This is a genomic window from uncultured Cocleimonas sp. (genome assembly GCF_947495625.1).
Lineage (GTDB): Bacteria > Pseudomonadota > Gammaproteobacteria > Thiotrichales > Thiotrichaceae > Cocleimonas.
Map to the genome: position 1 here is coordinate 52,646 of NZ_CANLZW010000007.1, position 22,457 is coordinate 75,102.

The 22,457-nt window shown below is 40.0% G+C and carries 20 protein-coding genes; 12 read left to right on the forward strand and 8 right to left on the reverse strand.

Annotated features, from left to right (window positions below; genetic code table 11):
- Nucleotides 1-4: 4 nt before the first annotated feature.
- Together polX and Q1A31_RS05505 are read left to right on the forward strand one after the other, a co-directional pair.
- Complete coding sequence (gene polX, locus Q1A31_RS05500; protein WP_299873514.1) at nucleotides 5-1,726, forward strand: DNA polymerase/3'-5' exonuclease PolX; 1,722 nt, start codon at nucleotides 5-7, stop codon at nucleotides 1,724-1,726.
- A 227-nt stretch (nucleotides 1,727-1,953) separates the two neighbouring features.
- The gene (locus Q1A31_RS05505; RefSeq protein ID WP_299873517.1) at nucleotides 1,954-2,397 is read left to right on the forward strand and encodes an Hsp20/alpha crystallin family protein; all 444 of its coding nucleotides are present in this window, start codon (nucleotides 1,954-1,956) and stop codon (nucleotides 2,395-2,397) included.
- 178 nt (nucleotides 2,398-2,575) lie between these two features.
- Here Q1A31_RS05505 and Q1A31_RS05510 read toward each other — a convergent pair whose 3' ends face one another.
- Nucleotides 2,576-3,607, reverse strand: coding sequence for a hypothetical protein (locus Q1A31_RS05510; RefSeq protein WP_299873520.1), 1,032 nt, complete (start codon nucleotides 3,605-3,607; stop codon nucleotides 2,576-2,578).
- Between the two features lie 228 nt (nucleotides 3,608-3,835).
- On the opposite strand from Q1A31_RS05510, the gene Q1A31_RS05515 reads away from it, so the two are divergent.
- The 5 genes from Q1A31_RS05515 to Q1A31_RS05535 all read left to right on the forward strand — a co-directional run bounded on the left by Q1A31_RS05515 (nucleotide 3,836) and on the right by Q1A31_RS05535 (nucleotide 9,934).
- Nucleotides 3,836-4,738, forward strand: coding sequence for a hypothetical protein (locus Q1A31_RS05515; RefSeq protein WP_299873522.1), 903 nt, complete (start codon nucleotides 3,836-3,838; stop codon nucleotides 4,736-4,738).
- Between the two features lie 195 nt (nucleotides 4,739-4,933).
- A complete protein-coding gene (locus Q1A31_RS05520) occupies nucleotides 4,934-5,371 on the forward strand; it encodes a hypothetical protein (RefSeq protein ID WP_299873524.1) in 438 nt (145 codons plus the stop codon).
- Nucleotides 5,372-5,604: 233 nt separating this feature from the next.
- Nucleotides 5,605-6,294, forward strand: a complete 690-nt coding sequence (locus tag Q1A31_RS05525; RefSeq protein WP_299873527.1) for a hypothetical protein — start codon at nucleotides 5,605-5,607, stop codon at nucleotides 6,292-6,294.
- A gap of 211 nt (nucleotides 6,295-6,505) precedes the next feature.
- Nucleotides 6,506-7,906 carry a mechanosensitive ion channel family protein gene (locus Q1A31_RS05530; protein ID WP_299873529.1) on the forward strand — a complete coding sequence of 467 codons (1,401 nt, stop codon included), beginning with the start codon at nucleotides 6,506-6,508 and terminating at the stop codon, nucleotides 7,904-7,906.
- Between the two features lie 168 nt (nucleotides 7,907-8,074).
- Nucleotides 8,075-9,934, forward strand: a complete 1,860-nt coding sequence (locus Q1A31_RS05535) for a sodium:proton antiporter (protein ID WP_299873532.1) — start codon at nucleotides 8,075-8,077, stop codon at nucleotides 9,932-9,934.
- A 7-nt stretch (nucleotides 9,935-9,941) separates the two neighbouring features.
- On the opposite strand, the gene Q1A31_RS05540 is transcribed toward Q1A31_RS05535, so the two are convergent.
- A complete protein-coding gene (locus Q1A31_RS05540; RefSeq protein ID WP_299873535.1) occupies nucleotides 9,942-12,341 on the reverse strand; it encodes a fatty acid cis/trans isomerase in 2,400 nt (799 codons plus the stop codon).
- A gap of 233 nt (nucleotides 12,342-12,574) precedes the next feature.
- Between Q1A31_RS05540 and Q1A31_RS05545 the strand changes: the two genes are divergently transcribed.
- Nucleotides 12,575-13,159, forward strand: coding sequence for a DUF502 domain-containing protein (locus tag Q1A31_RS05545; protein ID WP_299873538.1), 585 nt, complete (start codon nucleotides 12,575-12,577; stop codon nucleotides 13,157-13,159).
- Nucleotides 13,160-13,298: 139 nt separating this feature from the next.
- The gene (locus Q1A31_RS05550) at nucleotides 13,299-14,054 is read left to right on the forward strand and encodes an HAD family hydrolase (protein WP_299873541.1); all 756 of its coding nucleotides are present in this window, start codon (nucleotides 13,299-13,301) and stop codon (nucleotides 14,052-14,054) included.
- 99 nt (nucleotides 14,055-14,153) lie between these two features.
- Here Q1A31_RS05550 and Q1A31_RS05555 read toward each other — a convergent pair whose 3' ends face one another.
- From Q1A31_RS05555 to Q1A31_RS05570, 4 genes are all read right to left on the reverse strand, one after another.
- Nucleotides 14,154-15,476, reverse strand: a complete 1,323-nt coding sequence (locus Q1A31_RS05555) for an ankyrin repeat domain-containing protein (RefSeq protein ID WP_299873544.1) — start codon at nucleotides 15,474-15,476, stop codon at nucleotides 14,154-14,156.
- A gap of 148 nt (nucleotides 15,477-15,624) precedes the next feature.
- Nucleotides 15,625-16,017, reverse strand: a complete 393-nt coding sequence (locus Q1A31_RS05560; protein ID WP_299873547.1) for a TerB family tellurite resistance protein — start codon at nucleotides 16,015-16,017, stop codon at nucleotides 15,625-15,627.
- 93 nt (nucleotides 16,018-16,110) lie between these two features.
- Entirely contained in the window at nucleotides 16,111-17,463 is a 1,353-nt protein-coding gene (locus tag Q1A31_RS05565) for an APC family permease (protein WP_299873550.1), read from the reverse strand.
- A gap of 201 nt (nucleotides 17,464-17,664) precedes the next feature.
- Nucleotides 17,665-18,405, reverse strand: a complete 741-nt coding sequence (locus tag Q1A31_RS05570; protein WP_299873553.1) for a helix-turn-helix transcriptional regulator — start codon at nucleotides 18,403-18,405, stop codon at nucleotides 17,665-17,667.
- 147 nt (nucleotides 18,406-18,552) lie between these two features.
- Between Q1A31_RS05570 and Q1A31_RS05575 the strand changes: the two genes are divergently transcribed.
- The 3 genes from Q1A31_RS05575 to Q1A31_RS05585 all read left to right on the forward strand — a co-directional run bounded on the left by Q1A31_RS05575 (nucleotide 18,553) and on the right by Q1A31_RS05585 (nucleotide 20,675).
- A complete protein-coding gene (locus Q1A31_RS05575) occupies nucleotides 18,553-19,275 on the forward strand; it encodes a sterol desaturase family protein (protein ID WP_299873556.1) in 723 nt (240 codons plus the stop codon).
- Between the two features lie 18 nt (nucleotides 19,276-19,293).
- A complete protein-coding gene (locus Q1A31_RS05580) occupies nucleotides 19,294-19,962 on the forward strand; it encodes a hypothetical protein (RefSeq protein ID WP_299873559.1) in 669 nt (222 codons plus the stop codon).
- Between the two features lie 182 nt (nucleotides 19,963-20,144).
- Nucleotides 20,145-20,675, forward strand: a complete 531-nt coding sequence (locus Q1A31_RS05585; protein ID WP_299873562.1) for a hypothetical protein — start codon at nucleotides 20,145-20,147, stop codon at nucleotides 20,673-20,675.
- 98 nt (nucleotides 20,676-20,773) lie between these two features.
- On the opposite strand, the gene Q1A31_RS05590 is transcribed toward Q1A31_RS05585, so the two are convergent.
- Both Q1A31_RS05590 and Q1A31_RS05595 read right to left on the reverse strand, forming a co-directional pair.
- Nucleotides 20,774-21,625, reverse strand: a complete 852-nt coding sequence (locus Q1A31_RS05590; RefSeq protein WP_299873565.1) for a transglutaminase family protein — start codon at nucleotides 21,623-21,625, stop codon at nucleotides 20,774-20,776.
- Nucleotides 21,626-21,777: 152 nt separating this feature from the next.
- Nucleotides 21,778-22,380: a class I SAM-dependent methyltransferase gene (locus Q1A31_RS05595; RefSeq protein WP_299873568.1), complete on the reverse strand. Its 603-nt coding sequence runs from the start codon at nucleotides 22,378-22,380 to the stop codon at nucleotides 21,778-21,780.
- Nucleotides 22,381-22,457 lie beyond the last annotated feature (77 nt).

Below are 22,457 nucleotides of genomic sequence, written 5' to 3' on the forward strand. Positions count from 1 at the left end.
TTTTATGGCTGTGCATAATACGGAAATTGCATCATTTTTTGAGCGTATCGCTGATCTGCTTGAGATTGAAGATGAAAACCCTTTTCGCATCAGGGCATACCGTAACGCAGCACGTACGATACGCGGTAGTACCGTAAGCATGTCATATTTACTAAAGCAGGGTAAGGATCTTTCGACGCTGCCAAATATCGGTAAAGATCTCGCTGAGAAAATACAACTAATTGTCGAAACAGGCGATTTGCCTCTTTTAGGTGAGATTGAAGCACGTACACCTCCAACCCTCAGTGATTTGTTAAAAGTTCAAGGGCTTGGTCCTAAGCGCGTAAGACTGCTTTATAAAGAACTCGATATCAATACGCTGGAAGATCTACGGCGCGCGATTCAAAGTGGCAAGATATATACGGTCAAAGGTTTTGGTGAGAAGACTGTAAAAGCGCTGATGGAGAGAATCAACAGTTACAGTACCGAAGAAAAACGCACCAAGTGGCTGCTAGCCAGAGATATTGCACGCCCACTGCTGGAATATATAAAGCAATGCGAAGGTGTAAGAAAAGTCATGCTTGCGGGTAGCTTTCGTCGTTGTAAAGAGACAGTAGGTGATCTGGATATTTTAGTAACCGCTAAAGAAAGTAAAAAGGTGATGGAATGCATTAGCCATTATGATGAAATCAGCAATGTGGTTTCTATGGGTAGCACGCGAAGTACCGTTATCCTTGATTGCGGTATGCAGGTAGATGTACGTGTGATTGCCCCCGAAAGCTATGGCGCCGCGCTAGTTTATTTCACGGGTTCGAAGCCGCACAATATTGAATTACGTAAATTGGCACAGAAGCTTGGGTATAAGATTAATGAGTATGGAGTCTTCAAACAGGATAAGCATATCGGGGGTAAAACCGAAGAGGAGTTGTATAAAAAACTTGGTCTAAATTATATCGAGCCTGAGTTGCGGGAAAATACTGGCGAACTAGCTGCAGCGCGAAACGGTAGTTTGCCGCAACTGATTAGCCTCAAAGATATTCGTGGTGATTTGCATTGCCATACCAATGCGACTGATGGGCATTGCACGCTTTCCGAGATGGCGAGCAGTGCACGAGAAAAGGGTTATGAATATATCTCGATTAATGACCATTCAAAACGGCTTACTGTCACTCATGGCCTTGATGAAGCCCAGCTGCTGGAGCAAATCCGACAGATCGATAAGTTCAATGCCAAGTCTGATGATATTGTTATTTTAAAATCCATTGAGGTTGATATTCTTGAGGACGGTTCGCTGGATCTGTCTGACAGCGTACTTAAGGAACTCGATTTCACCGTTTGCGCGGTTCATTATAAATTCAACCTGTCGCAACAAAAGCAGACAGAGCGTATTCTCCGTGCCATGGATAATCCTTATTTTACTATTCTCGCACATCCTACAGGACGATTAATCAATCAACGGGAAGCTTATGAAATCGATATGCAGAAGCTAATGATGGCAGCAAAACAACGGGGCATTATTCTGGAGCTCAATGCGCAACCAGATAGGTTGGATCTCAACGAAATTCACTGTAAGACGGCGAAAGAACTTGGGGTTAAGTTAGTCATTTCGACCGATGCACATAGCCAGAATGATTTTGATTATATGCTATGTGGTATCAACCAGGCACGGCGTGGATGGCTAGAGGCAGAAAATGTTGTGAATACCCGTTCTTTGAAAGAGTTGCGTAAGCTATTGAAAAGAAAGTAGTAACTAATGTATTTTGGAGATTCCTGCTTTGCTTGGATTGTTAGTAGGTCTAAGTAAATAAAGTTATATAAAAATTGATAATTGTTACCTCCTTTCCCCACTATGAGGCGTATATTTAATCCAAGTAGGGAGAAGACTTAAATGATTTTTAATAGATGTTTTATATTGATGATTAGATATGAAACATTAATTTGTAGATTGTTTTTCGTAAATAAGGGAGAGTTAAAATGAACATGACATTATGGAATCCACTTAAAGATATGGATGAGTTATTCGACCGTTATAATCAAAACACAAAGCGTGCTTTGAGTCTTGATACTGGGGGGTTAGCTATGGCTGACTGGTCACCTTCTGTTGATGTGGATGAAACCGATACTGAGTTTAATATTAAGGCTGAGATGCCAGGCGTCAAAAAAGAAGATGTGCATGTTACTTATGATAATGGTCTTTTGACGATTAAAGGTGAAAAGAAAGAAGAAAAAACCGAGGGTAAAAAAGGTAAGAATCATCGTAGAGAATGTTTTTACGGTAGCTTTTCACGGAGTTTTACGCTTCCTGATGGTATTAAGTTGAATGATATAGATGCTAATTATAAAAAAGGCGTCCTTACTTTGACTTTGCCAAAATCAGAAGAAGGAAAGCCCGAATCTACCGAGATTGAAATCAAATAATAAACTCATTTGAAGATTAGTTTAGTTAGCTACTAACGCTCAGAGAAAATTATCAATTGTAGTCTTAAGTGACTAATTATGTTTTTTCTGGGCGTTAGACTGTTCTGTGATTTAATTCCTTGGATCATCAATCTATTCTGGTTGTGTATAGAATGCTAATTCTAGATTATCGCTAACGCTAAGGTATATAACGTTCGGCTATTGTAAGATATTGATTAGCCTGTGCGCGCCATTTTTGATGGTTGTTTGGTTGATCATCATCAATATGTCGCAACGCAATTCTGGAGCGTATGTATGCGCGAAAAACTTTATAGAAACTAATTAATGGCTCAGGTGGCTGGTCACTGGTCGCCTCAAAATAAAGCCGTAAAACCTGTTCACCAATTAATGGCGCACCTAGTCGCTCACACTCCATCGCCAAATAAGATAATTCATCGACGGGATCTTGAGTGCGCAAATCCAAGTCGAACTCTAGGCAATCAATAATTATGGGTTTTTGCGTGAGGCAAATATGTTCGGGGCGGAGATCACCGTGCGCTTCAACAATGTGGTTTTCTTTTGCCCGAGATTTTAGTAAGTCTCCCTGTGTTTCAAGGAACTGCATTTGTGCATCCGAGAGCCGCTTAATCTGGGACAAGGACATTTGGTAATCAGGGTTGCATAATTTTGTATGAATGTTAGCTATTCGCTGTTTAAATCGATTCAGGTAAGTATCTGGGTCGATCTGGATCGGGGTTGCAATATGTAGATAGAAGTTAATTAGTACTTGAGAAAAGCGTGATACATCTGTGTTGCTGACCGTGTCATTCAAGATTGCCATATCAAGCATTAGGTCCAGAGGTAGGCGACGCATCTTTACCAGCCAGTCTATTGTTGGCCCTTCTCCATTTAGTGCTATCTGCTTGTTTTCACTTAGGGTCAGTGGGATTATGCCGAGATAGATTTCTTCCGCCATGCGACGATTAAGTCGTACCTCTCTTTCACAATTAATATATCGGTCATCAACAGTACTGAAGTTCATGCGGTCGAAAGCCACTGGCTTTTTTAGTTTGTAAACGTATTCTTCACCCATAAAAATCCATGACATATGAGTTTCAATGACTTCGATGTGATCGTTTTCATGCGGATAGGAATCCACTCGCTGAAGAAAACGTACCTTTTCTTCAATCGATACTGAATCTTTCTGATAGGGTAACTGATTGTTTGACATGTAATTTGATGATTATTAATTTAAAAATAATATCATTTGCAGGTTGTTAGTAATGGGCGTAAACCCTTTATTCGGTATTTTATTGTCTTTTATCATTTTTGCTAATGGATTTTCTGCGAACCTTTCATTCTAGTTCTATACTTTCACATGTAGATGCTTCTTAAATAATAAACGGGTTTGAGACTATAATGTCTAAATTTATAAGGGTGTTCTTTGTAGTGATTGTTAATGAATAAGCGACATATTGTTTATGTACCTGGGAAGAATCCGAAGCCTCCCGCTAATTTACATCAAAACTTACTTTGGCAGACGATGATCGAAGGCGTGCGGCGCGTTGATCCTGATGTTGCGGATGATCTGGCTTCGCATGATGAGTATTTCAAATTTATCAATTGGAATTATGCATATTATCAAAGCCGCGAGGATATCGAGACACATCGCCCATGGGTAGAAAAAATGATGGAGAAGGGCGGTCCTAGCGAAAAGGATATTCAACAGGCGAGGGCATGGCGACATCGTTTGGATATGTTTATGTATAACACGGTCGATAGTTCGCCGGTGTTATTGCGTTTATTGCGTGGTAAGTTAAAAGAAACGGCGCAAGATACAAATCGCTATTTCGAAAATGAAGATAAAATTGCCAGCCATATACGCGAGCAATTAAAAGAAGAGCTGCGACCACTATTAGAGAACGGTCATAAGGTATTGTTAATTGGTCATAGTATGGGCTCAATAATCTGTTATGACACGCTCTGGGCGCTTTCCAATCTGGAGCATTTACCGGGAAAGGTTGATCTGTTTTTAACGCTAGGCAGTCCTTTGGGGATGAATTATGTGCAATCCCGTTTAATGGGGCATCACATGACGGACGAACATAAATATCCGAGCAATATTCGCTATTGGATAAATATTGCAGCCGATGGTGACTTAATTGCTCTTGATCGGTTCTTGGTGAATGATTACAAAAGAATGGTTGAATTAAAATTGTTAGACGCGATTGAAGATCAGTCGGAAGGTGTTTATAACTATTTTCACGATGAAGATGGTTTGAATTGCCATCGTTCTTACGGTTATCTTATCAATCATAGAGTCAGTCAGGTGATTGCGAATTGGTGGCAGAGCACCGAGTGAAAGTAATTAATATCAGATGTCTGGAATATATAAAATTTATAGAATCGAGACGTCGTTCTGTATTCATTTTTTTGAATTTATTTAGCAACTAATCAACTGTTTATAGACATTTGTCACATCGTTTTTTGCAGTGTGGCGTTATCCTTATTTTAGGTCAGCGCCTGATTGTAGGTCTGATAAGTAGAGGATATTAAAATGAAAAAAATTGTGATAGATAAAACAGTATTTAAAGTTATTGGTGGCGGTTTACTCGCTGCGACTATGGTTGCTGCTGTAACAGGTTGCAGCAATGATAGGACGGTTGTGCGAGCGGCTGTACCTGCGCCATATTATTACCCTTACGATTATTATTACTACCCATATTCCCGAGTTTATTTTAGTATTTCAACGGGTTATTACTATTACCCCGATGGCGCTAACTGGGTTAAGGTGAGAGTACTACCTTCTCATTATTATCTCGATCCGCGTGATCGTGTTACGCTTAAAATCAAGTCCCCCGACAAGCCTTATATCTATCACAACACGCATCGTAAGCGTTATGTGCCAAAGCCACAAATAAGGGTTGATCGAAAACGAGATCAAATTGAGCGTAACTTAAATCGCGACAGGTATAAGCGATATCGTAAGCGTTAATGGTTAGCTTCAAATTTTAAATCTGTTTAATCAATCAACCCGACTCTATAAAAACAATATAGAAGTCGGGTTGATTTTTTTTGATCGCAGTTTATGATTTACGTTATCCTTTTTTGCTGCTTTAGTGAATTTATACAAAGTACAGTGTCAATCAATTGCTTTTCATCTAAGCTTGTAGGGTAGCAACAAGTTAAATTCTTTTGTTTTTTATTAAATTCAAACTTGGAGATAATATGAAAAAGTGGTTTAAACCCCTCAGTACTGCATTATTTGCGATTTTCCTACTAGGAGGTATGGCAGGGTGCGATGACACATCAGTTAGATCTTCCTCTTATGGTTCATCCTATTATCAGCCCTACGATTACTATTATTACCCACAATCCAGAATCTATCTGAATATTTCAACGGGTTATTATTTTTACCCCTATAAAAACCGGTGGCGAAAAGTCAGGTCACTTCCTCGCAGCTATCACCTTGATCGTAGAGATCGTGTAAAGATTCGAATCAAGTCGAAAGACCGTCCTTATGCTAGGCACAGTGAACATCGCAAGAAATATGTACCACGCAGATATAATCGTGACCAGCGTTATTACCGTGATAAAAACAAATACAAGAATCGCACTAAGGTTAAGGTAAAAAGCACTTACGACTATTACTATTACCCAGGATCAAGAGTCTATTACAACGCTAAATCAAAGTATTACTACTACCCTGGTCGTAAGACATGGAAGCGTACTAAACGTGTCCCTAAAAACTATCGCTTGAATCATAAGGAACGCGTAAAAGTAAAAGTTAAATCAAGAGATAAACCATATCTGAACCATAGTGTGCATCGTGCCCGATATGTGCCTCGTAAAAATTACAATAAAAATAATGTCTTTAACAATCGAAGACTAAAGGAATACGAAAAAGGTGGTATGTGAATTGAAGTTTAACTAACCGTTGAATAATTTCATGCGAAATTTCTAAAGCTAAATACACCCCCCTACTTAGAAGCACTTTTTGAGAAAATCAATAGGGTCTCCTAAGTAGGGGGGAATATAGATAGAATATAGATTAAAACCTATAATTAAAAACACTGGTTAAAACCATATATAAATACCTATTTCCTTCCTTCCTGACAATCGTTTGAATATGACCAAAACTTCACACACCTTAATATCCCGCTGTCTTTTTTCATTCATTATTCTTTTTGGATTGGCACTGCCAATAACCACTATTCATGCGGATGCCATTAATGACTTACTGGGTGGTAAGAAACCCGCCACTAGTGAAGAAGAGACTAGTACCAAAGTTATTACCACCGACGATACTCGTATTAGTGATAAGAAAATCCGAAGTCGTTTAAGTGAGATTTTTGCAGAACTGGATACGCTCGATAAATTAAAAATAGCAGTAAATAAAGGGGTAGTAACGCTCAGCGGTGAGGTGTCATCCTCAACGGTTCAGGCAAAAGCCAATAGTCTCGCGAAAAAAGTTGAAGGTGTTGTCGAAGTAGAAAATGAAATTGTAGTGACGCAAAGCGTTGAAAAGCGTTTAGAATCGACATGGAATAAAAGTACCAAATTAGGCAATAAAATCATCACTGCGCTACCACTATTAGCATTGGCGTTTACCGTTTTCATCATCATGTGGTTTATAGGTAGATGGATTTCAAACAGGCAAAAGCTGTTTAGCTACTTCACCAAAAATGCATTTATTGCCAATCTCTTAGGCCAGATTACCCATCTGATATTTATCATCATTGGTCTTGTGTTGGCGTTATCTCTACTCGATGCCACTGCACTGCTCGGGACTATCATGGGGGCAGCGGGTATTTTTGGTTTAGCCATTGGTTTTGCGGTTCGTGATACCGTTGAAAACTACATCGCCAGTATTTTATTAAGTTTGCGAAACCCATTTCAGGTGAAAGATTTTGTCGATATAAATGGAAACCAAGGGAGTGTTGCCCGTTTAACGTCACGTGCCACAATATTGATTACATCAGATGGAAACCACCTCCGTATTCCAAATTCAGAAGTCTATAAAGCCGTTATTGTAAACTTCACCAGAAATTCAGAAAGACGTTTTATCTTTGATATAGGTGTCGATGCTGCTCAGGATTTAACGGAAGCTCAACAACTGGCTGTCGATACTCTCAATCAGATTGAGGGCGTACTCAATGACCCTAAGCCAATGGCGTTAATTGAGGAGTTAGGTGATTTTAACGTCATTTTACGTGTTTATGGCTGGGTTGATCAGGATCATTTTAGTTTTTCCAAGGTTCGAAGCGAAGCAATTAAAAAATCCAAACAGGCATTCGATGATGCCGATATTATTATGCCGGAACCAATTTACCAGGTTCGAATGACGGATAATACTGGCATTCCATCAGCGAGCAACAAGCCAAAAGTTAAACCAACCACCAAAGCTAAACGTAACACTGAAGAATCGGTTGATCTCAAGCCAGACGATGCCGCCATAGATCAAATCGAAGAGGAGTTTGCAGAAGGCGATCAGCAAAATCTATTGAGTGAACAAGCTCCTAATGAGTAAACACTTCTTCAACAGGCGAGACACGTCTTTAAGAGAAAAATAACAGCTTCTTGCAAGGTCAGTATGTAGATCATTGAAAATACACCCCCCCACTTTGAGGGGTTTTTTATCATAAAAGCACTAAGCGGCTACTATCACTGCTTTGCTGAAATCAGATAACTAAACTCTATGCATCATCATCTCGCTGAAATTATCGCCTCTATACTTATCGTAGGTATTGCTCTGCAATGGATAGGTTGGCGTTTAAAAATTCCTGCGCTGATTTTGTTGATAATTGCAGGCTTCATCATGGGGCCTTTGACTGGCTGGCTGAAACCCAGTGAAGATTTTGGTGATTTACTGCAACCGCTGATTTCACTAAGTGTTGCTGTTATTTTATTCGAAGGTGGTTTGAATTTACGCTGGCATGAGTTAAAGGCGAATACCCATGTTATATATCGTCTAGTCACGTGGAATGTCGTTTTAACCTTTCTGTTTGGCAGTCTGGCTGCACATTACCTCGTCGGCTTGTCATGGACGGTGGCGTTAATGTTTGGTGCCATTATCATTGTCACTGGTCCTACCGTCATCATGCCTTTGTTAAAACAGGCAAATCTCAGAAAAAAACCAGCGGCATTATTACGTTGGGAAGGCATCGTTAACGATCCTATTGGTGCGTTGCTGGTGGTGCTGATTTATGGCTATTACGTGCAATCGGAAGGTGATACTTTAGCCACAGGTATTCTGGGTGGTCTGGCGATTAGCCTAGTCGTTTCCGTTGCTTTGGGTGTTGGCATTGGTTTGTTTATCGCAAGAGCTTTTCGACAGGGAAGTGTGCCAGAATACTTAAAGTCACCGTTGATTTTAATCGCTGTTGTTTTGGTTTATACCATCGCTAATAGAGTGCAAAGCGAAGCAGGTCTATTGGCAACCACGATACTTGGAATCACGCTTGCGAATCAGAATTTGAGCACCTTGCATGAACTGAAACGCTTCAAAGAATATGTCACCATCTTGCTTGTGTCTTCAACCTTCATTGTTCTTACCGCTGATATCCAGCCTGAAATTTTGCAGCGTTTGGGTTGGCAAAGCTGGGTGTTACTGGCGCTGGTGATATTTGTGTTTAGACCCTTGGCTATTTATATTTCAACCATCGGCACAGATATCAGTAAACAAGAAAGATTATTGATTATGTGGATTGCTCCACGAGGCATTGTTGCCGCCGCTGTTGCCGGTTTATTTGGTTCGCAACTGGCGCAAAAAGGGTATGAAGGTGCAGAACTCTTGTTGCCTCTGGTTTTTGCTCTGATTATTTTAACCGTCACCATGCACGGTTTAAGCATTGGCTGGATTGCGCGAAAATTGAATCTGGCTTCAGCACACGCCGATGGAATCTTGATTGTTGGTGCTTCACTCTGGAGTACCGGCTTGGCCGCTGAATTACAGAAAAACGATGTGCCAGTGATGCTGATTGATACTCGCTGGAAACATTTGAAAGCCGCCAGAATGCAAAATATACCCACCCATTATGGTGAAATCTTATCTGAAACCACCGAAGAGGTTCTGGAATTATCCAATATTACCAAACTTGTCGCTGTAACCCCCAATGAAGCCTATAACACCTTGATTTGTAGTCGCTTTGCGCCGGAACTCGGTCATCATAATGTCTATGAAATGGGTTGGAAAAATATCGTACGAGAAGGGGATGGCAAGGAAAAAGACTCGAGGAAAGTGCCTAGTCAATCCATTCGTGGTGACAGTTTGTTTGATGGTCAAATCTCCTATGAAGAATTTAGAGATTCGTTTGCGCATGGCTGGCAGTTTGAAAGTACCCCGCTGACAGAAAAGTACGGTATCGATAATGTGTTAGAAGATAAACCAGAAGGAACGATGCTAATAGCGGCTCTGGATGAAGCAGGGCACGTGCAATTATATCCGTGGGATAAAGATCTGGATGCAGACGACTTCAGTGTGGTGATTAGCTATGTTCCCGATAAAAAGGGCGAAGAAGTTGAGTCTAAAAAGACTAAAAAAGTGAGTAAATCTTAGGCACTCGCTACCATCGACCATAGCGATTAATATCATAAATGCCTGACTCTAAGGGTTGCTCTGTTTGCATGTTCTCCGTGAATCCGTGTAACACATTCCAGAAATCAGGGCTCATGCGTCGCACTCCCCATTTTTCTATCAGTTGATTGAAAGTTTTTTCCGACTTTACATTTGCGAATTGTATAACGAACGCATCAATCTCGGTGCTTTTGAGATTGAACATCAAATTTGGATAGCTGCCAATGAGTGTGGGTAAAATCGTTAACGTATCAAGTTTCTCCTGATAACGTAATTCCTCGCCGAGCATGAATGACACGCTGCTATGGCGTCGATTTCTTAATAGTGAATAGCTTTGCACTTGTTGATCAGGCAGTTCTACCCGAACAAAGCTCACCTCTGGTAACCATTCAATGGCAGCGAGTTTTTTGGCGGGTATCGCAGCAATTTGAGATAGACTTAAATTGATTTTATCTGTTTTTGATTTTTTACTTAACGCATCTCTACACGCCGTATCACAGCGGTTAATCGTATCCTGTTTTTTGGTTAATTGAGGGTATTGATCTAATAGTGAATCCAAAACTTCTGAGTAAGTATCTTTAGTCTTATAACGAATAGCCGTCGGGGATTTATCATCAAGTTCATGATAAGTGATTTCTGTTTTAATTTTCGCCGCTGATTGATACCAACTCTCGTAGATTTTTTCACGTGATTCTGGAGGAAGTAATCGTAAAAAATTTACTTCTGCGCCATTGCGAATTAAATCAAAATAAAGACGCGTTTGTGCCTGATGAGAAACATTGCCAAAGACATCGAAACTGGCAACTAATTCATAATAGGTGCGCTCAAATAAAGGGTAATCCATCATCCATGTGGTTAGCGGGATTTCACCTAACCAGCCGGTCGTTACTGATGCGCTGTCATGGTGTCGAAAAATACTCAAGAATGCATTTTCATTAGTTTTATCACCGTCCCAGATATGTTGTGTCGTGGCACCTTCAGGATAGGTTTTGCGGTATTGTTTTTCCCGGGTATTCAGATACTTATTGCGCTTTTCACTGTATTTAAACCATTCTGTACCTAGGTCACTAAGGGATGTTTTTTCACCCGGTAAACCCAGGTACGAATTCACCGAGTTTTGGTATTCGTCATTATTGGTATAAATCTCGTATTTGGGGTTTTCAAACATCACCCAGAATTGATCGCGAATGACGTTGGTGGCGATCTGACCACGGCAAACAGGACCTCGAATAAAATTACGTACAAAATATTCGGCATCATTCAATAAGAACTGATACCTGAGTTTGGCGGGTATCGCTTGATAGGTGATAAAGGGGTTCGACTTCTCCTGATAACTGTAACCAGGTAGCTTATTTACAGTCCACTCAGCTTGAAGAAACAAGTCTTTATACTGCTGTAAACGCTGTTGATCAAACGGGTAGATAATGTGCGTTTTATGCACGATGGTTTCTGTAATCGGAGTCAATCGATAGTAAAAAGGCTTTTCGGGATCATCAAACGGCCTCACTGTTTTAACCGGTATAACGGTTTCACCACTGGGTGTGTAAGAGCGTTCTAAGGTATAAAACTGTGTGGTTTGATTGGTCGTATCAGTCTCTGTGTCATCTGTTTGCAGATATAAATGCCCAAGGTATAAATGCTCGTATACATAACGCGCCACTAATTTAGTACGTATGTCGTCACTGTTAAGCCATGTCTCCCATTGCTGGATCAATGCTTTTTCAGATTCAGAAATATCTATGGATAAAGGCGTAACTTTAGCGCCTTCATCAAGCCACGTAGTCAGGATATTCGCTTCTTTTTGAGAGAGTCCTGACACTGCCAGAGGCATTCCCCCATGTGGATTATTATCGGCGTACTTTGAAAACTCACCTGTCGTTGGGCAAAAATTCTTGCGTTTTAAGCCTAGTTCGATCGAATCTGGTATTTGTTTATTCGCTGGAAAAGGGTTGCTTTGCCCAAGCTCAATCATATTGCGCAATAGCGAATTATTTTGTGTCTTGTCTGAAGACACGCTTTTTTCTAAAACAGAGATAAACCCTTTGTTACGCCATTCTTCAGTGGTTTGAGCATCAACAAATAAACGGGTAGGTGATTCATTTTCTAAGCGTGCGCCATCATAGACTTTAATTTTGCTAGCGCCACGATCGACCCCTTCTGCAGACTGCATTTTTAGCTGACAGGGGGCGTCATAACAGGCATGACAAGAGATACATTTGTGTTCGATGATGGGTTTGACGTGTTGCTGAAAATCGTAAGTTTGTTTCTCAGCGACTACTCTGGGAATAGTCTGTGTTTCAGTGTCGGTTTTACAGGATGATAGTAATAAAATGAGTCCAAACAGCAAAAGGGAATGAATACATATTTTTGTGCTTGTGTTTTTTATCATTGAGTCACTTTCATCAAGTTTTAGTTAATCCTAACGATTTATTCTAAAGAATGTTTAAGTAAATTAAGGTATTTTTAGCTAGCGGTCTTTCATCAGATTAACAAAAAAGCCCTAATCCTGTTTGATCGTTTAACATTTAGTTTAATTAACCGTTTAACCGATTAGTCATTTTAACCATTTGCGGTTTGCCTTATTTGAGCGATACTGTTTTTTTATAATAGAGCAAAAGATTAATGATAAATTTGTGGAAAATACTTCTAAAAGGAATTGCGGCAGTATTACCAATAGGTTTGACGCTATATTTCATATACTGGCTGATTGTTTCTATAGAAAAAGCGGCTCATTCTTTGATCACGCTGATTTTACCAGAGCAATATTACGTGCCTGGCATGGGAATGGTCGCAGGTATTTTACTGTTGTTTTTCATTGGTTTAATGGTCAATGCTTGGTTATTCAAGCGTATTATCGGTCTGGGGGAAGATCTTTTAGAGCGTATTCCATTGATCAAAACGGTCTATGGTGGATTACGTGATTTCATGGATTATTTTTCATCTTCTCCGGAAAAGAAAGAATTACAAAAAGTAGTAATGGTAACGCTCAATGAGATTCAATTGATCGGATTCGTTACGGGAGAAATAGGTGATCTAGAAGGCATCGACATGCCAGAAGATAAGGTCCCTGTCTATTTACCCTTGAGTTATCAAATAGGTGGTTACACCGTTTATGTTTCCAAAGATAAGGTAAAAGTCATTGATATGTCGGTTGAAGAAGCAATGCGCCGAGTGCTTACAGCGGGTCTATCGACTAAAAAGCATTAGCATAATTTGACTAGATCAGACTATTTGGCGTTTGATTTTTTAAATAAATACAAGTTGATACGCTGCGCGCAAAACAGTGAAAAAACAGCTAAAAGTAGGGGGGTGTCATTATTTCTAGACCCCTCTATAATTCTTCTCTATGAATTATAAAACACTCTACGCCCTCGATTTTGACGGGGTAATTTGCAATAGCGCAATTGAAACGGCTAGAACTTCCTGGAAAGCGGCACAAACGCTTTGGCCTGATATGCAGTACGAGGAGATTACGGAATCTCGTATTCAAGCGTTTGTGAATATGCGCCCCTGTTTGGAAGTCGGCTATGAAGCGCTTTTGATTATGCGTTTACTGCAACAGCAAACAGATTTGGCGACGGATTGCAGTAATTATCACGAGCAGATTCAATCACTCATAAGCGATAACGATTTTAATGTCGATGCGCTACAAATGCTTTTTGGCAGAACTCGCGATGAAACGATTCAGAAAGATGAGGCGGCGTGGTTATCTAACAATCCTTTATTTGATGGCGTTTCCGATAAATTGAAACAACTGAATCCAGAAGATTGGTTAATCATCACCACTAAACAGGAACGGTTTGTTAAAAAAACGCTTCAGGGTAATGATATCGAACTTGCTGATGATCGTTTATTTGGACTGGATAAAAAACTCTCAAAACAGGCTGTGCTTGAAAATTTAGTTGAAAAAAATCCAGACAGGCCAATTACCTTTATAGAAGATCGCTTGCCGACATTACTAGGCGTTCAGCAAAATCCGGCTTTAACATCGGTCAAACTTCAATTGGTTGATTGGGGATATAACACGCTAAGAGATCAGCAGATTGCGCGAGAAAAGGGTATTGAAGTGATTGGTTTAGAATCTTTTCTGATCAGTTTTTAATTAATTAGTTATAACTAACAGTCACCCCCCTACTTTAAGGCACTTTTTTAAAAAGTGCCTTAAAGTAGGGGGGTGACTCAATATTTGTAGATTAAGCGATTAAGAACTATGTTGTTCCAACATCGCAGAAATTTCTGTATAGCCACGCAGTTTTGCGAATTCTAACGGTGATAGTTCGCCGACTTTAAACTTGGTTGATGCACCACGATCTAGCAATAATTTAATAACTTTTGGTTCCGATCCAAATAACAGTGCCATACCGAGAGCAGTTAAACCTTCCTCGTCCTGATGATTTATATCCATTCCAGAATCGGCGATGAGTTTGATGTTTTCAAAATTTAAACTACTAGAGATACTACGCAACAATAAATCCTGAGGATTACTGGTGACCATTTTTTTATTTAACATGCTGTTCACGGCTTTATCTAAAGAGGCTTCGATCGCCAAATCTAATGGAGTTTGCCCGACGAATTGCGTACTTAAGGCTGCACCGTTGTTTATCAGCTCAATGGCTAAAGTTTCTTCGCTAAAGTTTAACGCCGTGATAAGAGGGGTTGTACCATCTTCTGCCATATAGTTTATATCAGCACCTTTATCTAAATAGCCTTGAATAGTTTTTTCGCTTACGTCGCTTTTATGTGTTTGAATGGCTTGATAAAGTGATGCTGGTCCGCGTAACTCATCAGGTATTAAGAAGAATAGAGCTGCAACCGCTATTGTGGCTAAACCGATAATATAGGCTGGTTTAAGTATGCCGAAAACCTTTTCTGATAATTTAGAAAGTGGAGTTTCTTTAGCACTAATTTCCGTACCGTCATCATCTGGTGATTTTTTAAAACCTAGGTATAAGAAGATCAGGCTTACTAAAGCACCAACACCACCTGCGGCTAATGCGATAATATTAATTTTAGGGTAGAGCAGATATGCGCCTACGATTGCTAAAATAAGGCCAAGAAAAGGGTATAACATTGCCTGGTAATTTAAATCCAGCTTAGATTTTGGTTTTTCAGGCTCGCTCGCTTTTACTGTGAATGAGTCTTTTTTGGGCTTAGCGCTTTTTGCTGCTCCAGCCGCGCCATTTTTATCGCCATCTTTATGTGATAGCTTTTTAATGTATCCCATACATTCCAGTTTGGATTTGGCGCTATCAAAACTAATCTGTTTGGTGACGAGTTTTTTCGGTGTTTTAAAGCTAATATCCAATTTGCCATCGACGCTGATGCTTTTTAAGTCTTCAATCGATGTGAATGGAATAACTTGAAAGCCTTTAGGACCAAATATCATCTTTGGATGAGTGTTTGATTTTAATTGCTCATCGACTTCTGCTTGTGAGGCTTCATCCGCAGATGCTACTACAAGTGCTTTGGCAGAGAGTATAACGATATTGTTTTTTGTAGCACTTTTATCGAACCAGTATTTCATCGAAACGGAATCCTTATTTTTGTCAATGGATTGGACTCCCCAATATTACCTTGCGGTGACTTAACTCATTATGAATAGATCCTGAATTATTCAGTTAAATAGGGCTTAAAAGGCGTTTAAACTCATTTAATAAGTACTTTGAAGAAACTCAAAGTAATGCATCACGAATTTTTTCAAACTCAGCATACTCTTTCTCATTAAACTTTTGAGTAACCATAATGGAATTTAAGGTTTGCATCAGTTTCAATTCTACTTCTGGATAGGCTCCAATTTTCTCTTTTAATACTCCTAGGTAGGTATCGAAGTCCTTATCGAATTGAGAAGCTTCCTGATGCAATTTATAGATTTCTAATTCGTCCAGACCAAAATCATTTTCAAAGAAAGTGCTGAAGCGCTTTTTCTCTTTTGACGTTTCTTTTTCATCGGCGTTGATGACATGATAAATCACCACCGCAAAGGCTCTTTGCAAAGTGTGATCTTTTTTATCTAAATGGTCCATATGACCCAGCTCGTCAAACCATTCTCTTAATTTTGAAGGCATTCTTAAGTCCTCTTATTAGTTGTTTTTTTAGTTTAACAGCAGAGCGTTAACTGCATCCAGCTAAAAGTCAAAAAATGAATAAACTCGTTTTTATCATTTAGGTTTACGATTAAAGATAAATGACAAAGGAATCGCTAAGGCGAATATGCAGATACCAACCAACTGTGCAGAATAGATTTTATCGCCAAGATGAACAGGGTGGTTAATATTAAACAGCATAAATGCACAACTCAACACGCCAAGCACAGACAGAACAGGTAAGCGTCCAATATTAAGGGGTGTTCGCCAAACTCGCTGTATATCCGGTCTGCGATATCGCAAAACAATATTACTAAGATTAACGATGAAGAATAGAATAAAAATACCGACATCTGAAATCGCAGCAAGGACTTCTACCTTTTTGAAAAATAAGAAGATAATTGAAATAAAACCTGTCACCATGATGGCAACATAAGGCGTTTGACGAGTTTTATGCACACTGGCTAATGCCCGAGGAAAAGAGTTTGATTTTGCCATGCCATACATCATTCTGGCACACACAATTAGCGTAATTAAAACGGTGTTTGCCGTGGCGAATAAGGCGATCAAGGCGATGAGTTCTGGGCTAAAGCCGCCGATCAATTTTGACATGATCATCGACAAAGGTTGCTCGGCTTTAGCCAATTCAGAAAAAGGAATGACGCTCACAGAAACAACCGCTACCAAGATATAAATGATGGTTGAAATTAATAAGGCATAAATAAATGCTTTGGGTAAGGTTTGTGCCGGGTTTTCTGCTTCTTCGGCAATATTCGCGATATCTTCAAAACCCATATAGGCGAAGAAAATTAAGGCACTGGCAGACACCACAGGTAACCAGCTTATAGAACTACCTTCCTGTAGAGGGGGGAATTCAGTCAAGTTTGCTAACGGTATATCACCCTTGAAGATAAAATAACCACCAATTGCAATCAGCAATACTAAACCGCCGACTTCGATCGTGGTCGCTAATGCATTAAAACGTGCGGATTCTTTGATCCCCCAGAAATTGATGCCAGTCATTAGCACTAACAAGCCAATGGCCAGTATCACCTGATTCATCGGGATGAAATAGGAGAGGTAACGCGCAAAACCAAGGGCTACCGCGCTTGCAGTTGTAAAGCCAATCACAATAGCGATAAAGCCAAACACCCACGCCATTTTATCCCAGCCGAACGCATTTTTGGCGTAGATATATTCAGCCCCGGCTTCGGGGAAAATCGCAGCGAGTTCGGCATAACTCATCGCCGTAAAACTGGCTACGATTGCCGCCAAGGTGAACGAAAGCCACAGCATATTGCCTGCGATACCAGCTGCAGAACCGATCAATACATAGATGCCTGCACCTAGTATGAGTCCAACGCCATAGATAACGATTTCGCTTAAACTCAAACAACGCTTAAGCTGGATTTTCTCTACCTTCTTCATAATTCTATCTTGCGCTTAATTATTCAGGCTGAAAAGTTAAAAGCGACGGATCAGTGATATATATCATTTAAAGAATTGTTAGCTGTTCTCGCTAATTATCAATAGTTATATAGGTATTCGATTAAAAAAAGTGCCTTAAAGTAGGGGGGTGTGTCGAATCATTCTTTAAATGACTATGCGGAGTTATTAGCAACCATGTGTTTATGCATCCTTCCACAGCGCTTTAAATGACTCAGGTTCCCAATGCTCTCTGAACATAATCAATAAGCTACTGGTCAGTTTATTTTCTACCGGAATTTTTGCATCCTGATTAACTATGCTCATGTACTCATCAACCACTCGGTGAATTTTTCGGTTTAATTCTTCGGCAGATTCTTTGCTCAACATGCCCCAGGTAAAGTGCAGGTGATTGCCTCCGTCTTGCGCATCGCTGTGCAGATAAGCCTGTAAAACGGATTCGATAAAGAAGTTTTGAATAGGGCCTCTGACTTGCCAATTGAAACGTCGTGAGATTTTGAGACGATAACGGTTAGCAGGCAGTAATTCGATAATGCCCAGACGATCTAATGTCGTGAATGCACCGGTGAGTTCCGCTTCGGTGAATTGATACTTCGCGAGTATTTCAGCAAACGTCCAGTAATTAATGATACACACAGAGACCACTAACAACTGGGTATCACTAACCAGCATTCGTTCCTGATCGTGGCTTAACTGGCTCACTTTTTGTTGTTGAGATTCGGCAATCTCCAATAATTCTGAAAAATCAGTTTCAGCTAAATCACAGAGTTTTTCTAAACGCGTTAAGGAGCAATTCTTCTCAGAGAAAATGCGTTTAATGCTTACCTCAGAAAGTTCCAGCGCCTGCGCGGCATCTTTATAGGTGATGCCTTTGGCACGTAAGACTGTCTTTAGGGCTTCTAATAAGTTTGTGGTTATCGCCATATTAAACCTTCGTCATATCAATACGTATCATCATAAGATCCATTATAGGTCCTATATCTAAACTTGAGCTTAATAAATAGTCAATTTTGATACTTCGTACGATTATAGCTAGCACTTACATAACACAAGATACAAACGGAGTTATCAATGACCGAATTAGCCTTACCCATTTTATATGCCTTTGCCGGTGTATTAATGTTTTTGGAACATCGTTTTCCTGCCCATCCCTTAATGTTCGAATGGAAATGGTATGGGCGTGCGGCACTGGTAAATGCACTTATCTTTGGCGTTTACATTTTGGTCGATATGTTGTGGAACAGCATCGCGAATGGCTGGTCGCTATTTTCATTAAGTGATTCGATGTCAGCGCCTTTGGCAGCATTGATTGCTTATGTGATATTTAACTTTGTGGGCTATTGGTGGCACCGTTTTCGTCATGCATCACCGTTAGCTTGGAGAGTTTTTCATCAACTACATCACAGTCCAAAACGCTTACAAACGTTGACTGCTTTTTATATCCACCCACTCGATATGACATTTGATTTAATCATCAGCAATAGCGTTGTGTTTGTTCTATTGGGGTTAAATCTGGAAGCGGCATCATGGTTTCTATTAATCACAGGCTCGGCGGGTTTCCTAATTCACGCCAATATCCGATTACCCCATTGGGTTGGATACGTTTTTCAAACGCCAGAAATGCACCGTTTGCATCACAAGTCTGGTCATCATTCACAGAATTATAGCGACATCGTTTGGTGGGACATGCTCTTTGGTACATACAGCAACCCCAAGCATGACGTCGATTCGTGTGGCTTTTCTGAAAAGCGCGAAAGCAAATTACTTTCAATGTTACTCACTAAAAAAATATAAAACTGAGGATTTTTACCCATGAACAACTTCATAAACAAGACAATGAATAACAAGATGACTTTTAAAGATTTTCACAACTTCGACGCGTTAATGGCAGAAGGTGATATGAGTGAGCAATTAATTAAAACCTATCAGAATATATTTGGAGACCCTGATCTTTGGGGGGAAAGCTACTCTCAAGCTGAAGTGGAAGAAAAGCTCAAAGATGAATTGTCAGGCAATGCAGGCTTACGGTTATGTATAAATGATAATGATGTCGATAAAGTAAGTGATAAAGTTGCTGATAGCGCAAATCAAACAACCAATGATTTACTCGGCTTTTGTTGGGCGCAACAATTAGGATTACAGGGAGTAAAATCTGCGATTGAATCAATCCAGTTTTATCAGGATCTGGGTTGCCCCAAAATATTAGAACCACTAAAACGTATTCTGGATGATAAGCCGGTGTTGTATGTGCATGATTTAGGTATCTCAAAAGACTATCGAGGACAGGTGCCGCTGCATAAACTCATCTGCCCTGTGTTGAACTCTTTAGCGGAACGCAGTCAAACCAGTAGATTGTTTTTCTGGAGTATTAAAGAATCACGCATTTATAAACTCGCCCAATATGCCAGTTTTAAACAAGTTGCGAATATTGCAGGTATGCAATTCTTTATTGGTGATATTAAACCGTGTAGCGCTTTTTAATATTAACCCCTTAGAAAAAAGTGCCTGCGCAAAGCATAAATTCCAAAATCGTTTTGTAAACATCAAAACGAATTGTCATTCAAAGGTGGGGGGTGACAAAAATCACTAAACAGCTTTGCTGGGTGAGTCTATACTTGATAACAGCTATAAAATAATTATTAACGTTGAAATAGGGTAGTTAAATGAAAAAAATATTCATCATAGTTCTGTTTGTTGTGTGTGGCCTTGCTGCATCTGAATTGTTTAAAAATTTAAATGGTGATGCGTCTGCCAATGCAGCTACACCCACTGAAAGTGAAACGGCAAAAAACACGAAAAATGAGTACCCTGAATTTGCCAATGTATTTAGTACCGAATCCAGCTTTAAGGATGCTAAAGATGATTTACTAGCAGCAATTGCCGCAGAAGGTCTGGTCATCAGTTACACCTCACACGCTAAAACCATGTTGGAAAACACCGCTGAAATAGCAGGCGTGACCACCCCAGTCTATGATGATGCAGAAATTTTACTATTCTGTAAGGCTGATTTATCTCATGCCTTGGTTGGCGCAAATCCTCACAATATCGTGTTATGTCCTTATGCTATTGCGATTTATGTTGTTCATAATGAACCAGAGAAAGTCTATCTAAGCTTTAGAGAGCCAGATGCAAGAGTGCCTGAAGCGAAAGCGATCAAAGCTTTGCTGGTAAGTATTATCGAAGAAGTTATTTAGAGCACTGACAAAGAACGTTGATAAAGAACAGTGACAAAGAAATCTACTCAAGCCTCGCTATGTTATCGAGGCTTGAGTATCAAAAGAAATATCCTTATTTAGCATTCGCTAACCCAAACACCCACATCAAGCTTTGACTCAGCTGAACCAGCGTATGACCCAGATATAGGGGGCACAGACTCAGCTAATCGAGATACCGCCACGGGTATATGATCTGTTCCAACAATATCGCCTATCGTCGGGTCAAACCCTTTCCAGCCTCCGCCAGGTATATAAACTTCAGCCCATGCATGCGTAGACCCAACCTGACTAGACATAAGCGGAGCGTGTAAATATCCGCTAACAAAACGAGAGGCAAGGCCCAGACACTTTACAGCTTCCATAAAGAGTAAGGCAAAATCACGACAAGACCCCGAACCGAGTGTCAGAGTTTCTTTGGCAGATTGAACTCCGGGTTCTTCTCTCACCGTGTAAGTCAGTGTTTTGTAGATGGTTTCAGTAAGCCGCTTTAAGAGCGTATAGGTTTGAACTTGTTCGCCAGACTTCCAGCTTTCAAATATCCAGTTGTTTAAAAGTTCTCTGGTCTTTTGATCGGGTAAAACCCTGTAGGGTGACAATAAACACTGGTCTCCCTCGTTGTAGGAAAAAGGGTAGTTAATCGCATAATCTGCCACAATAAAATCCAATGGAGATTCATTGAATTGCTGAATGATGACTTCACTTTCAACGGTGAGCTGTTGCGTTGGGCTAGTAAAGTTGGCGATAGCAACAGAATTATCTTCAACATCCCTATGCCAGTATATTTTGGCATCGGGTGTAGTTTTTAGCACAAAAGATTCGATACGGAGGTCGTGGCCTTCGCGAGGACGCAACATTAATTGATGGGGACCAAGCGTTACTGTATCGGTATAATTGTAATAGGTACGATGTATGATGCGATAGCGTTTCATATTAACCCTGAGATGAAAGTTTAATTACTTTAATTACTTGTAAAGGAGTGCTCTTAATAAATCCCTTAAAAATGACTTTGTGTTCAGATAAAAATCTAATTCGCTGTGTAGATTGTGCAGTGAGTCCTTAACGCAAAAGGGGGTATCTACTATTATTTTTTAGCAGTCAGTAAAAATACCGGAAAAACGCCTTCTGGCCTGTGCATCACACTAGCATCTACTACGTTAACTTCATCAAAACCAGCTTGCTTAGCGGCAAGTGCTATCTCATCTCGTTCAAAACCAAAATGAAAGACACCTGTATCTTCCGTATGGAAACTGCCGTCCTCCTTATCAAGATCAGATATGGCGATTATTCCGCCATCATTTAATAAAGAATAGAACTTATCGAACATCGCATTTATATCTTTTACATGATGCATAGTCATTGAAGAAATGATTCCATCAAATGTCTCCGTAATATCTTCGGTGACTAAGTCAATTTCCCGAATATCAATTTCACAGCTCAGACTGTTTCGCTTTTTATCCAGCTGCTCAATCATTGATTTCGAAATATCAATAGCCGTAATTTTTTGCACAAATGGCGCAATGCGCTCAAGTAGTAATCCAGTACCCGAACCAAAATCCATCAAGTGCATTGTTGGATCAAATTTTACATTTTCAATGACAGTATTCGCAATGTTCTCGACATTCGAAACTCTTTTATCATCTTTCTCGTAAACATCTGCCTTGTGTTCAAAAAAATCTTTATTCATTTGTGTTACCTACCTTTCGAACATCTTGTTAAAGAGTGCCTGATTTTGGCGATCCACTGATACCGTGTTCTGTTCTG